15 protein-coding genes are annotated in these 12856 nt (G+C 73.6%); 8 read left to right on the plus strand and 7 right to left on the minus strand.

All coding sequences use genetic code 11. From position 1 onward, the window contains the following. On the plus strand, positions 1–849 hold an 849-nt coding region (locus tag PV341_RS07915; RefSeq protein WP_500357180.1), incomplete at its 5' end, for a DUF6777 domain-containing protein. A gap of 147 nt (positions 850–996) precedes the next feature. Here PV341_RS07915 and PV341_RS07920 read toward each other — a convergent pair. After that, a complete protein-coding gene (locus tag PV341_RS07920) occupies positions 997–1452 on the minus strand; it encodes a Crp/Fnr family transcriptional regulator (RefSeq protein ID WP_499515374.1) in 456 nt (151 codons plus the stop codon). 48 nt (positions 1453–1500) lie between these two features. Next, entirely contained in the window at positions 1501–2790 is a 1290-nt protein-coding gene (locus PV341_RS07925) for an alpha/beta family hydrolase (RefSeq protein WP_500323145.1), read from the minus strand. A gap of 87 nt (positions 2791–2877) precedes the next feature. On the opposite strand from PV341_RS07925, the gene PV341_RS07930 reads away from it, so the two are divergent. Further along, positions 2878–3615 (plus strand): DUF72 domain-containing protein, encoded by a 738-nt coding sequence (locus PV341_RS07930; protein ID WP_500323144.1) that lies wholly within the window; start codon positions 2878–2880, stop codon positions 3613–3615. Continuing rightward, a complete protein-coding gene (locus tag PV341_RS07935; protein WP_500323143.1) occupies positions 3612–3896 on the plus strand; it encodes an acylphosphatase in 285 nt (94 codons plus the stop codon). The genes PV341_RS07930 and PV341_RS07935 overlap by 4 nt, the downstream gene beginning before the upstream one ends. 42 nt (positions 3897–3938) lie before the next feature. Here the strand turns inward: PV341_RS07935 and PV341_RS07940 are convergent, their stop codons facing one another. The 4 genes from PV341_RS07940 to polX all read right to left on the minus strand — a co-directional run bounded on the left by PV341_RS07940 (position 3939) and on the right by polX (position 8517). After that, positions 3939–5372: a lipase maturation factor family protein gene (locus PV341_RS07940; protein WP_500323142.1), complete on the minus strand. Its 1434-nt coding sequence runs from the start codon at positions 5370–5372 to the stop codon at positions 3939–3941. A 30-nt stretch (positions 5373–5402) separates the two neighbouring features. Next, positions 5403–6185 (minus strand): VOC family protein, encoded by a 783-nt coding sequence (locus PV341_RS07945; RefSeq protein ID WP_499515369.1) that lies wholly within the window; start codon positions 6183–6185, stop codon positions 5403–5405. 129 nt (positions 6186–6314) lie between these two features. Beyond that, on the minus strand, positions 6315–6722 hold the full coding sequence (locus tag PV341_RS07950; RefSeq protein ID WP_500323140.1) for a hypothetical protein: 408 nt from the start codon (positions 6720–6722) through the stop codon (positions 6315–6317). Between the two features lie 61 nt (positions 6723–6783). Beyond that, positions 6784–8517, minus strand: a complete 1734-nt coding sequence (gene polX, locus PV341_RS07955) for a DNA polymerase/3'-5' exonuclease PolX (protein ID WP_500323138.1) — start codon at positions 8515–8517, stop codon at positions 6784–6786. A gap of 129 nt (positions 8518–8646) precedes the next feature. Between polX and PV341_RS07960 the strand changes: the two genes are divergently transcribed. The 3 genes from PV341_RS07960 to PV341_RS07970 all read left to right on the plus strand — a co-directional run bounded on the left by PV341_RS07960 (position 8647) and on the right by PV341_RS07970 (position 10226). Further along, a complete protein-coding gene (locus PV341_RS07960; RefSeq protein ID WP_500323137.1) occupies positions 8647–8862 on the plus strand; it encodes a dodecin in 216 nt (71 codons plus the stop codon). Between the two features lie 78 nt (positions 8863–8940). Next, positions 8941–9390: a VOC family protein gene (locus PV341_RS07965; protein WP_500323135.1), complete on the plus strand. Its 450-nt coding sequence runs from the start codon at positions 8941–8943 to the stop codon at positions 9388–9390. 128 nt (positions 9391–9518) lie between these two features. After that, positions 9519–10226 (plus strand): type 1 glutamine amidotransferase domain-containing protein, encoded by a 708-nt coding sequence (locus PV341_RS07970; protein ID WP_500323134.1) that lies wholly within the window; start codon positions 9519–9521, stop codon positions 10224–10226. On the opposite strand, the gene PV341_RS07975 is transcribed toward PV341_RS07970, so the two are convergent. After that, positions 10223–11509: an MFS transporter gene (locus PV341_RS07975; RefSeq protein ID WP_500323133.1), complete on the minus strand. Its 1287-nt coding sequence runs from the start codon at positions 11507–11509 to the stop codon at positions 10223–10225. The two genes, PV341_RS07970 and PV341_RS07975, sit on opposite strands and share 4 nt — an antisense overlap. 95 nt (positions 11510–11604) lie before the next feature. Between PV341_RS07975 and PV341_RS07980 the strand changes: the two genes are divergently transcribed. Beyond that, positions 11605–12144, plus strand: a complete 540-nt coding sequence (locus PV341_RS07980) for a CGNR zinc finger domain-containing protein (RefSeq protein WP_500323132.1) — start codon at positions 11605–11607, stop codon at positions 12142–12144. Positions 12145–12294: 150 nt separating this feature from the next. Next, positions 12295–12855 (plus strand): (2Fe-2S)-binding protein, encoded by a 561-nt coding sequence (locus PV341_RS07985; RefSeq protein WP_500323130.1) that lies wholly within the window; start codon positions 12295–12297, stop codon positions 12853–12855. Position 12856: the final 1 nt, after the last annotated feature.

Genomic DNA, 12856 nt, shown 5'->3' on the forward strand with positions numbered 1-12856 from the left:
CCCCAGGAGCCACCCGGCACCCCCGGCCCCGGCCACGACCCGCCCGCGCACGCCCGCCGTCCGTGGTGGACGTCGAGCGCCGGGCTGTCGGCCCTGGCGGCGCTGGGGGCCGCGGCGCTCGTCCTGGCGGTCTTCCTGGTCACACGGGGCGGCGACGGAGGCACGGCGGCGCCCGGGCGCAGCCCGTCACCGACCCGGCCGCAGGTCGTGCTCCAGCCGGCGCGGGTGGCGGGCCTCGACTCCTTCACCGCGAGCACGGCCGAGGAGTCCCCGCCCCCGGACGCCCCGGCGCCCACCCTGACCCCGAAGCCCTCCGCCGCGTACGGGGCGCCGAGCGTCTCCGGTGGTACGAGCGCCCTGTACGGCGGCACCAAGGGCGAGGCCGCCTGCGACGTCGCCGAGCAGACCGCATCCCTGACCGCGGACCCCGGCAAGGCGGCCGCCTTCGCCCGGGTGGCGGGCATCGACGCCGACGGGATCGGGCGGCACCTGAAGTCGCTCACCCCCGCGCTGCTGCGCGCCGACACCAGGGTCACCGACCACGGCTTCGCGGACGGCTCCGCGACCTCCTTCCCGGCGGTGCTGGAGGCGGGCACGGCGGTGCTCGTCGACGACCGCGGCGTGCCCCGGGTGCGCTGCGCGGGCGGCAATCCGCTGTCGGCGCCGAAAGCGGTCGAGGGTGCCGGCCACTCCGGGAAAGCGTGGCCCGGCTTCCGGGAGTCGGAGGTGGTCGCGGTGCGCCCCGCCCCGCAGGCGCACCGGTCGTTCGTCCTGTACGACGCGGGACGCGACGAGCTGTTCCGCCGCCCGGTGGGCACGAGGGGCGCCGACGACACCTGGGTGCGCTGACCCGGGCCACCGGGCCCGTGGCCTACGCCACCGTGAACCTCGCCTTGAACACCGCCGTGAACGGCGGTGACACGTCGGGGACTTCTCGGACGGGGAGCGCTACCGGCAGGTGCCCCGCGAGCCGTGCACGTGGCCGGTTTCCGTCGGTCAGGAGTGCTCCTGCAGGCGCGGGCCGTACATGTCCAGCATCCTGGCCCGGGCCGAACCCAGCCGCTGGGCGATGGTCTGCGCGGCGGCCAGCACGATGGCCTGGCCCAGCACCGGGTTGTCCCGGCACAGGTCGCGGATCTCGGCCGCCCCGAACTCGTACGCCCCCACCGAGCCCAGCGCGTGGGCGCCGACCTGCCAGCGGTAGGGAGGGAACAGCCAGGACCAGCCGACGAGTTCGCCGGGCCCCAGGGTCTCGACGGAGACGGCACCTCGGCCGGGCACGTCCATGTCGATGGAGACGGCACCCGACTCGACCACCCAGAACCGGTCGGCGAATCTGCCCTCGTCGCAGATGCGCCAGCTCTGCGGGAAGCTGACCTTCCTGGCGTGCTCCAGGAAGGCTCGGCGATGGGCCGGCGGGAGTGAGTCCAGCATGGTCACCGTGCTGCTCATCGGCGCATCCTCCTGCTCCCTTCCACACCCCCTGACCTCAGGGTACGGTCACTCACCTGCCGTCGCAGGGAGGTGACCGGCCAACCAGTCACGCGCCAGGTGAGCCACCTCGTCGAGCGCTCCCGGCTCCTCGAACAGGTGGGTCGCGCCGGGCACCACGTGGAGCAGGCTGGGGCACTCGAGCGCCTCCTGTGCGCGCTGGTTCAGCTCCAGGACCGTGGTGTCCCGGCCGCCGACGATGAGCAGGGTGGGCGCCCTGACCTCGCCGAGCCGGGGCATGGCCAGATCGGGACGGCCGCCCCGGGACACCACCGAGGAGACGTACGGGGCGGCCCGGGGGTCGGCCGCGGCCCACAGCGCGGCGGCCGCGCCGGTACTGGCCCCGAAGTAGGCGAGCGGCAGGTTCTCCCCGCGGGCCCACGCGGTGACCTCGACCAGACGGCCGGCGAGCAGTTCGACGTCGAAGACGTTGGCCCGGTCCGCCTCCTCGGCGGAGGTGAGGAGGTCGAACAGCAGGGTGCCGAGGCCGGCCTGGTTGAGGGCGGCGGCCACGGCCCGGTTGCGCGGGCTGTGCCGGCTGCTGCCGGTGCCGTGGGCGAAGACCACCAGGGCCCGTGCGTCGGCGGGCATGGTCAGCGTCCCGGCGAGCCGCACCCCGGCCTCGCCACCCACGGCCAGGTCCACCTCGGTGGTCCGCGGTCCCCGGGCGGCGGCCTGTTTGAGCAGCCCGGACACCTCGTCGTCGGCGGTCTGGGAGAAGTCGTGGTACCACTCCCCCACCGCGAAGAAGGCGCTCGGCGCCGACAGGCACACCACGTCGTCGGCGGCGTGCCGCAGGGCGGGCAGCGACTGGGGCGAGGCCACGGGCACGGCGAGGACGACCCGGGCGGCGCCCTGGGAGCGGGCCACCTCGCAGGCGGCGAGGGCGGTGGCGCCGGTGGCGACGCCGTCGTCGACGAGGAGCACCGTACGGCCGGCCAGTGGCGTGCGCGGGCGCCCCTCGCGGAAGCGGTGCGCCTGCCGGGCCAGCTCGGCCTCCTCGCGGTGCTCGACGGTGTCGATGTCGGCGCGGGAGACGTGGCTCATGCGGACGATGTCGTCGCTGAGCACCTTGGCGCCGCCCTCGCCGATGGCGCCGAAGCCCAGCTCCCGGTGGTACGGGACGCCGAGCTTGCGGACGACGATCACGTCCAGGGGTGCGTGCAGGGCGCGGGCCACCTCGTAGGCGACGACCACGCCGCCGCGGGGCAGCCCGAGCACGATGGGGTTGTCGAATTCCAGATGCCGCAGCCGCTCGGCGAGCTGCCGTCCGGCATCCGCGCGGTCTGTGAAGTGCATGGTTCCACCCCCGCGAGCGGGGAGATGCGGGGCTTCTTACGACCTACCCTGAATGGGGAGCAGCAAGCAACCGGCAGGGACCGCGCGATGTCCGTGCTCGTGGGAACCTCGGGATGGCAGTACCGGGACTGGCGCGGCGTGCTGTACCCGCCCCAGGTGCCGCAGCGGCTGTGGCTGGAGGAGTACGCGCGCCGTTTCGGCACGGTCGAGAGCAACAACGCGTTCTACCGCCTGCCGTCCCGGGAGCTCTTCGCGAGCTGGCGCGAGCACACGCCCGAGGGCTTCGTGATGGCGGTCAAGGCCAGCCGCTACCTGACCCACATGAAGCGGCTGCGCGACCCGGAGGAGCCGGTGCGGCGGCTGCTGACGCACGCCGAGGGGCTCGGCGACCGGCTGGGGCCGGTGCTGCTGCAGCTCCCGCCGAACCTGAGGGCCGACGCCCGGGTCCTGGAGGCGTGCCTGCACTGCTTCCCCGAGGGCGTACGGGTGGCCGTCGAGCCGCGGCACGCCTCCTGGTGGACCCCCGAGATCCGGGCCCTGCTGAAGCGCCGCGGCGCCGCGCTGTGCTGGGCCGACCGGCGGGCACGCCCTGCGACGCCGTTGTGGCGCACCGCGGACTGGGGGTACGTGCGCTTCCATGAGGGCATCGCCCGGCCGTGGCCCCGCTACGGCTCCCGGGCGCTGACCACCTGGGCACACCGCATCGCGGACACCTGGCCGGAGGGCTCCGACGTGTTTGTGTACTTCAACAACGACCCCGGCGGGGCGGCCGTCCTGGACGCCGACGCCTTCCGTGAGGCGGTCCGCCAGGTGCGGCCGTCGTGATCCGGCGGCGGGTCGTCGTGACGGGCGACGTCCAGGGGGTGTACTTCCGGGACACCTGCCGAATGACGGCGGACGAGAGCGGGGTCGCCGGCTGGGTCCGCAACCGGCCGGACGGCACGGTCGAGGCGGTCTTCGAGGGTCCGCCGGAGGCGGTGGAACGGATGGTGGCCTGGTCGCACGAGGGCTCACCGCTGTCCATCGTGGACCGTGTGGAGGTCGTCGAGGAGGAGCCGGAGGGGCTCACCGGCTTCGAGATCCGTCCCACCCCCTGGCGCGGCTGAGGGCCCGCGCGAGGGCGGCGCGGCCGATGTGCGGGGCGGTCGTCACCGGCCCTCGCGTCGCAGGCCTTCGCGGTCGACCGGCGGCAGGTACTCGCGCACCAGGCTCCGCTCCCACCAGGCCCCGGTGGCCCGCAGGGTGCGCCGGTCGGTGAAGCGGTAGTGGTACAGGCGGGCCCGGACGTACGTGGGCGGGGCGTGCGGGAAGGGGTTGCTGCGCAGCAGGCGCAGCGTGCGGGGGTCGTTCTCCAGGAGCTTGCCGACGAACGGGATGAACCAGCTCCACGCGTAGGCCGGGGAGATCCCGGCGAACCACATCAGCCAGTCCAGCCGCAGGTGGTACGGGGCGAACTGGCGGGGCAGCCGGTGCCGGTCGGTGGGCTTGCCCTTGAAGCCGTACTCCTTCCACACCGTGCCGGGACCGGGTTCGGCCGCGTCGGTGCCCTCGACGACGACCTCCAGGCGCATCCGGTTGATGCTGCCGAAGGCGCCGTAGGAGTTGACCAGGTGCAGCCGGTTGAAGGAGACGTTCATCATCTGGCCGCGGGAGAGCAGGTTGCGGGCGGGCCAGTAGCTGAGGACGGCGACGAGGACGGTGGCGGCGATCACCAGGGCCGCGTACCAGGCGGGCGGGGGGACGGACGCCGCGGGTGGCGGCGCGGCCACGTACGAGCCGTCGAGCGCGGCGACGGCGAGGACGATGGTCAGCCAGTTCAGCCACGCGAAGTTGCCCGAGAGCACGAGCCACAGCTGGGTGGCGATGACGACGCAGGCGGCGATGCCCGCCACCGGTTGCGGGGTGAACAGGGCGACGGGCACGACCAGCTGGGCGAAGTGGTTGGCGGCGGTCTCGGCCCGGTGAACCCCGCGCGGCAGGTGGTGGAAGAACCAGCTGAGCGGGCCGGGCATGGGCTGCGTCTCGTGGTGGTAGTACAGGCAGGTCAGGTCGCGCCAGCAGGCGTCGCCCCGCATCTTGATCAGTCCAGCGCCGAACTCGACGCGGAAGAGCAGCCAGCGCATCAGCCACAGGATCAGCACGGGCGGCCCGGTCTCGTCGTTGCCGAGGAACACCGCCAGGAAGCCGGCCTCCAGCAGCAGGGACTCCCAGCCGAACGCGTACCACGTCTGGCCGACGTTGACGATCGACAGGTAGAGCAGCCACAGCGCCGCCCAGACCAGCAGGGCGGCCCACAGCGGCACGAGGTCCGTCACGCCCGCGACGACGGCCGCGGACAGCGCGACGCCGCCCCACGCGACGGCGGCGAAGAGGCGGTCGGAGTAGTGGAGGTGGAACAGGCTCGGCGCGTGGCGGAACGGCACGTGCCGCAGGAAGTCCGGCACGGGCAGCAGACCGTGCTCGCCGATGAGGGCGCGGAACTGGTTCGCGGCGGTGAGGAAGGCGACCAGGTAGAGCACGCCGAGGCCGCGCTGGACGACGACGCGGCTCAGCCAGTAGTCGGGTGCCGTGAACCACTCCATGGCCGCTTCTCCCGGCGGGCGGGCGGCGTGCTACTCGTGGTCGGCGACGAGGGAGAGCAGTCCGCCCTCCGGGTCGCGGATGCCCGCGACCCTGCCGTAGGCGCTGTCGAGGGGTTCGCCGGTCACCTCGCCGCCGAGGTCCTTGGCGCGCCGGACGGCCTCGTCGACGTCGGCGACGGTGAAGAAGACGTGCCACCGCGGCCGGACCTTGGGGTCGGCCGCGGCCTCGACGCCGCCGCCGCGGATGCCCGCGACGCTGTGCCCGTCGACGTAGAGGACGACGCGGTCGTTCTCCCACTCCACGACGTAGCGGGGCCCGCGCCGGTCCCAGTGGAAGACCTCGCCGTAGAACAGGGCCGCGGCGAAGGCGTCGCGGGTGCGCAGCTCGATCCAGGAGGGGGCGCCGTGCATCCGCAGCTTGCGGGCGGGGCCGTGCTCGCCCTCCCAGATGCCGAAGGAGGCGCCCATGGAGTCGGCCACCAGGGCCAGCCGCCCGGCGTCGAAGTCGAGCGGGCCCACGGCCACCGTGCCGCCGCGGTCGCGGATGTCGGAGGCGGTGGCGTCGGCGCTCTCCACCCCGAAGTACGTGGTCCAGGACACCGAGGTCTCCCAGTCCCGGGCGATGGCCCCGATGCCGGCGACCTCCGTGCCGTTCACCAGTGCGCGTTCGTACGGGCCCCAGCGGGACGGACCGGGTTCGAACTCCCAGCCGAGCAGTGGTCCGTAGAACGCCTTCGCCACGTCCAGGTCGCGTGCCATCAGGCTGACCCAGCACGGGGCGCCCGCCACACAGCAGATCTTCGCGGTGGACACGTACCGGCCTCCTTGTCCTGCCCCGTTCCCAGAATGGCGGCAGCGGGTCCGGGAGGCATCTTCGGCGGTCCGTCGTACGTACCGGTGGGCGGGCGCCACATGCGCCGGATGGTGCGCTCCTGCTCCGGCTCAGTGGCCGAACAGGTGCATGCCCCGGCGGCGGGCGGACGCCGTGGGGGTCTTCGTGGTCGTGTCCGTGTCGTCGGCGGTCCCGGCGGTCCCGGTGGCGACGGTCGGGGCGGTCGGGGCGGTGGCGTCGGGCGCCGTCTCCGCGGCGCGGGCCCGGCGGCGCAGCCGGCGCAGCTCCGCGCGGCGGCTGCGCTCGCGTCCGGCGCCGGCCAGGGCGATGACCGAGGCCAGGCAGAACACCAGGGCGAGCGCGAGACCGGCGAGGAACGCGCCGAGGGTGTTGACGGTGGCGATGTCCGAGCCGAACAACGTCACGGTGTAGTCGGGTCCTCCGCCGAGGTTCTCCGCGATCAGGAGTCCGGTGAAGGCGGCGGTGGCGCCCATGAGCACGAATCCCAGCAGCAGCATCGTGTCCTCCTCGAAGTCGGGCGTGGTAGGGGCCCTCGCGCTGCGCCTACCCCGGGTACGGTCACGGATGCGTACGGCCGCCCTTGCGCAGGAAGCGCCGCAGCCGGGTGAGCGGCCAGGCGTTGACGACGTCGTCCTCGGTGAGCCAGCCCCGCTGCGCCGTACCGACGCCGTAGCGCATGAAGTCCAGGTGGACGATGGCGTGCGCGTCGCTGTCGACGGCGAACTTCACGCCGTGCCGGCGGGCCCGCAGGATCAGTTCGTCGCCGAGGTCGAGCCGGTCGGGCTGGGCGTTGACCTCCAGCGCCGTGCCGGTGCGGGCGCAGGCCGCGAAGACCTCGTCGAGGTCGGCGTCAACGCCCGGGCGCCTGCCCAGCAGCCGGGTGGTGGGGTGGCCGATGATGTTGACGTACGGGTTCTCGGCCGCGCGCACCAGGCGCCGGGTGAGGGTTTCGCGGTCCTGGTGGAAGTGGGAGTGGATCGAGGCCACGCACAGGTCGAAGCCGGCCAGGAACTCCTCCGGCCAGTCCACGCCCCCGTCGGGGCCGATGTTGAGTTCGGTGCCGTGCAGGACGCGCATGCCCTTGTGGGCGCGGTCCAGGCGGCGGGCCTCCTCGCGCTGGGCGAGGATCTTCTCGTCCGTCATGCGCTGCATGGACAGGTCGGGTGCGTGGTCGGTGACCGCGTAGTAGGCGTAGCCGCGCGCGGCCGCCGCTGCCACCATCTCCTCCAGGCCGGCGAGGCCGTCGGTGAGGTCGGTGTGGGTGTGCAGGTCACCGCGGACGGCGCGCAGCGCGAGCGGCTCGGGGAGCTCCCCGGCGAGCCCGGCCTGGATCTCGCCCCGGTCCTCGCGCAGGGTGGGCGGTATCCAGGGCAGCCCGAGCCGGGCGTAGACCTCCTCCTCGGTGCGGGAGACGACGCGCTCGCCGGTCGCGGTGTCGAAGAGCCCGTACTCGGAGAGCTTGAGGCCGTGGTGGACGGCCATCTCGCGGGTGCGGATGTTGTGGGCCTTGGAGCCGGTGAAGTACTGCAGCGCCGCGCCCCAGGAGTCGGGCGGCACGACCCGCAGGTCGACCTGGAGGCCCTTGGTAGTCCGGATCGAGGTCTTCTTCGCGCCCCGCACGATGACCTCGGCGGTGCCCGCCATCCGGGTGAACGCCTCCATGAAGGGCCCGGACCGCTCGGCGGCGACGAGCACGTCGACGTCGCCGACGGTTTCCCGCATGCGGCGCAGCGAGCCGGCGTACGTGCAGCGCTCGCAATCGGGGAGCGCGGAGAGCTCGGCGACGACCTCCTCGGCGACCGCGGTGGCGACGTCCAGCGGGACCCGGCCGGCCGAGGACCGCATCAGGCCGATGCCGTGCAGGATGGCCTCCTCGGTGCGGGCGCCGAAGCCGGGCAGATCGCGCAGGCGTTCGGCGTGGATGGCGTCGGCGAGTTCCTGCACCGAGGCGATGTGCAGCTCCTGGTAGAGCATCATGGCCCGCTTGGGGCCGAGCATCGGGATCGCGGTCATCTCCCGTACGCCGGCGGGGATGCGGGCGCGCAGCTCCTCGACGGCGGGGACGGTGCCGGTGCGCAGGTACGCGGTGACCTTCTCGGCCACGGACTTCCCCACGTCGGGTATCTTCCGCAGTCCCTTGTCGTCGAGCCGGGAGACGTCCTCGTGGTGGCCGCCGATGGCGCGGGCGGCCTTCTCGTAGGCGCGCGCCTTGTACGCGTCGCCGCCGGTGATCCGGATGAGGTCGGCGTACTCGCGGAGCAGGGCTTCGACCTCGGCGTTGGCCCTGGCCATGTGGAGCCCCTTCCCGTGGCACGCCGCCGGCTAACGCCCGGGACCGTCCTTCCCCTCGCGGCCCGCGGGGCGATGAGGCACCGTGGAGGGGCGGCGGAACCGCCCGTTCCCACTGATCAGGGAGGACCCATGACCGACCACACGTACCGGGTGACCGAGATCGTCGGCTCGTCCGGCGAGGGCCTGGACGCCGCCATCCGCAACGGGCTGAGCCGTGCCTCGGAGACCCTGCGCAACCTCGACTGGTTCGAGGTGACGCAGATCCGCGGTCATTTCGCGGACGGGCAGGTCGGGCACTTCCAGGTCGGGTTGAAGGTCGGCTTCAGGCTCGAGGGGAGCGACTGAGCGACTGTCGTACCCGTCGGGCAGCATGGGCCCCACCGGTGCAAAGCACCGGGCGGGCCCATTCGACGGAGGCACACCATGGTCGCGTTCCAGCTGACGATCGACTGCGCGGATCCCGGGGCGCAGGCGCGCTTCTGGGCGGACGCGCTGCGCTACCGGATGGAGGACGCCCCGGACGGCTTCCCCACCTGGCGGGAGTACTGGCTCTCCGTCGGCGTGCCGGAGGAGGAGCTCGGCGACGGGGAGTGCTGCGACTCCATCGTGGACCCGGAGGGTGACGGGCCCCGGATCTGGTTCCAGCAGGTGCCCGAGGGCAAGGTGGTCAAGAACCGGCTGCACCTCGACGTCAAGGTGGGCGGCCGGCGGGCCGAGGTGCCCCTGGAGACCCGCAGGGAGCGGGTCGAGGCCGAGGTCGGCCGGCTGGTGGCGGCGGGGGCCTCCCGACTGCGCGTGCTCGCCCAACCGGGCGTGGACCACTACGGGGTGGTGATGCAGGACCCGGAGGGGAACGAGTTCTGCGTGGCGTAGCCGGTGCCCGGCCCGCCGGACCGCCTTGCCTGCCCCAAATGGCGCATTTAGGCTCGAACCGACGGGGTGCCACAGCGGTGTCGACCGCCGCGACGAGCACCGAATCCCGCAGGGAAGAGGGCAGTGGCATGCCTGCGACCAAGAAGATCCTGGTCATCGTGACCAACGTCGACGAGTACGAGAAGGTCGGCATGCGCACCGGGCTGTGGCTCGGGGAACTGACACACTTCTGGGACGTGGTCGAGCAGGACGGCTACTCCATGGACATCGCCAGTCCGGCCGGCGGCAAGGTCCCCCTCGACCCGGAGAGCCTCTCCCACGAGGTGCTGGGGGAGCTCGGCACCGGCAGGCACTACGCCGACCGCGCGTACATGGACCTCCTCGAGGACACGTTGCCGATCACCGACGTGAACCTCGAGGACTACGACGCCATTTACCTCACCGGCGGCCACGGCGTGATGTTCGACTTCCCGCAGAGCCGGGAACTGGAGGCCCTGATGGCCAGGTTCTACGAGTCGGGCCGGATCGTGTCCACAGTCTGCCACGGCGCGACGGGGCTGCTCAACGTGACGCTGAGCAGCGGAGAACCGCTGGTCCGGGGCAGGCGGGTGACCGGGTTCTCGTGGCCCGAGGAGGAACTCGCCCACCGGGCCGAGGCGGTGCCCTACAGCCTCCAGGAGGAGCTGACGAAGCTCGGCGCCGACTACTCCACGGCCAGGCGGCCGTTCGACGCCTACGTCGTCGAGGACGGGCGGCTGATCACCGGTCAGAACCCCGGCAGCGCCCGCGCGGTCGCGGAGGCGGTCGTCCGACAGCTGGAAGACGCTCAGCGTTAGGCACGCGCCGGGGCGGCGATCCGTAGGAAGGGGACGAGCGCCGCGGCCGCGACGACGGCGAGGACCGCGAACACCAGCCGGGGGCCGCCGAGTTCGGCCAGTACGCCGGCCAGGGTGGCGCCGAGCGGCATGGCGCCCCAGCTGAACAGTCTGCTGACGGCGCTGTAGCGGCCCATCATGTGCTCCGGCACGATGTCCTGGGCGATCGTGCGGGCGTTGACCGCCCACAGGGTGCCGCCCATGCCGCCGAGGAAGGCGCCGGCGGCCACCGGCCAGAAGGCGGTGGTCAGCGCGGGCAGCGCCATCATCGCGGCGGTGCCGGCGATGTCGGCGGACATCGCGCCGCGGCGGCCCAGCAGCCGGTTGACCCGGCCGACGGTGAGCGCGCCGGTCAGCCCGCCCACGCCGAGGGCGCTCAGCAGCAGCCCGTACCGCCCGGCGTCCAGGCCCATCGTGTGGGTCGCGTGCAGGGGCATCAGCGCCAGCCACGCGCCCCAGCAGGAGCACAGGACGGTGAGGACCAGCGAGAGGGTGCGCAGCAGGTCGTGCCGCCACACGTGGCACAGGCCCTCGGCGATCTGCGTGCGGACGGCGGCGGGGGCGCGGTCCGCCACCGCGCCCGTGCCGCGTGCCCCGGCCACCCGCCCGGCGAGCAGGAACAGGGCGAGGGAGGCGAGCGCGTACGCGACCCAGGTCGCGCCGAGCGCGAACCCGGTGCCCACGGCGATCAGCACCCCGCCGACCAGGGGGCCGCAGAACTCGTTGCACACGGTCTCGGCGCCGGTGATCCACGCGTTGGCGCGTTCACGCCCGGCCGGGGGCACCACGGACGGTACGAGCGCCGCCTCCGCCGTCAGCGCCACCACCTCCGCGACGCCGAGGACGGCACCGGCCGCGCAGAGCACCCCGATGCCGAGCCCGCCGCCGGCCGCCGCCGCGAGGAGGCAGGCCACGGCCGCCATCCGCACGCCGCCCGCGGCCCACAGCAGCCCCCGGCGGTCCCGGCGGTCCACCAGGACGCCCACGGGGAGGGCGACCAGCAGCCAGGGCAGGGTGAGCATCAGGGATACCGCCGTGACCTGCAGCGGCGAGCCGGAGGCCCGCGCCGCGAGCAGGGGCAGCGCCATCTTGGTCACCCCGTCGGCGAGATTGGTGACCGCGGTGAAGCCGACCAGCACGGCCGTGTTGCGGGTGCCCCGGAGGACCGTCGGCGGCGCGGTCGCGGAGTCGGCCGCCGGGGCGGTGCCTTCCTTCACCGGCGTGACGCGGGCGCGGTCCCCCATGTGAACTCCCCCTACACTAACCGGCTATCGGCTCCGCCGGTGATTCTAACCGCCGTTCACGATAGCCGGTAGACTTCGGCGACAGGAGGTGCCCCGTGCTCGAACCCCCGCCCGCCGCCGTCCTGGTGGAGGCCTTCGCCAACACCGTCGACCTCGACATCGGCACGGACGACCTGGCCGCGCCGGACCGGTTGTCCGCCTTCCTCGCCTCCCGCGGCCTGCTCGACGACGGCACGCCGGTCACGCCCGGCGAGCACGACCGCGCCCTGCGCCTGCGGGCCGGCATCCGCGAGGTGCTGGGCGCCAACGTCGGCGACACCCCCGACCCCGGGGCCGTCGCGGCCGCCGACGAGGTGCTGCGGGGGCTGCCCGTCCACGTCGCGGTCGGCGGGGACCGGCCCGTACTGTCCCCCGCGCCGGGGCTGCCGCCCGTGGAAGGGGCGCTCGCCCGCATCGCCCTGGCCTGGAGCGCGCTGGTGACCACCGGCGACGCGGCGCGCCTCAAGCGCTGCGCCGAGCACACCTGCGGCTGGGTCTTCTGGGACGTCTCCAAGAACCGCAGCCGCCGCTGGTGCTCGATGCGCGTGTGCGGCAACCGCAACAAGGCACGGGCGTACGCGGCCCGGCAGCGGTAGCCGCCCCGCGAGGACCCGGAGCCGGGGGCGCCCGGGCACGGCCCGGCGATCCGGTCCGCCCCCTGTGCCGCCGCGCGGGGGCATGATCCCGGTTGCGGGTCGTTGACGGGCGAAACAGCATGAAAGGGAGACCGATCTGGAGGTGGACCGGTGTCCTCATATGTTTCGGCGAACACCGCGGCGGAATCCGGCGTACTGCCGGAGCGCGGCCCGGACCCCGTCCCGGTCACCTTGCACGTCAACGGGGAACGGCGGGCGGCGGACATCGAGCCCCGGGTGAGCCTGCTCGACGCGCTCCGCGAGCACCTCCGGCTGACCGGCGCCAAGAAGGGCTGTGACCAGGGCACCTGTGGGGCCTGCACGGTGTTCGTGGACGGGCGGCGCGTACTGGGCTGCCTGACGCTCGCCATCGCGTGCGAGGGCCACGAGGTCACCACGATCGAGGGCCTCGCGCGGGAGGGCCGGCTCGACCCGATGCAGGAGGCGTTCATCGCGCAGGACGCCTTCCAGTGCGGCTACTGCACCCCGGGGCAGATCATGTCGGCGGTGGCGCTGCTGCGGGAGGGGCACGCCTCGGACGACGCCGAGATCAAGGAGTGGATGAGCGGCAACATCTGCCGCTGCGCCGCGTACCCCAACATCCGTGCGGCGGTCCGCGCGGTGCGCGATGCGGGACCGGACACCGATCCCGGAACCGGCAGCGGAGCGTGAC

The organism is Streptomyces sp. PA03-1a (assembly GCF_033792805.1).
Lineage (GTDB): Bacteria > Actinomycetota > Actinomycetes > Streptomycetales > Streptomycetaceae > Actinacidiphila.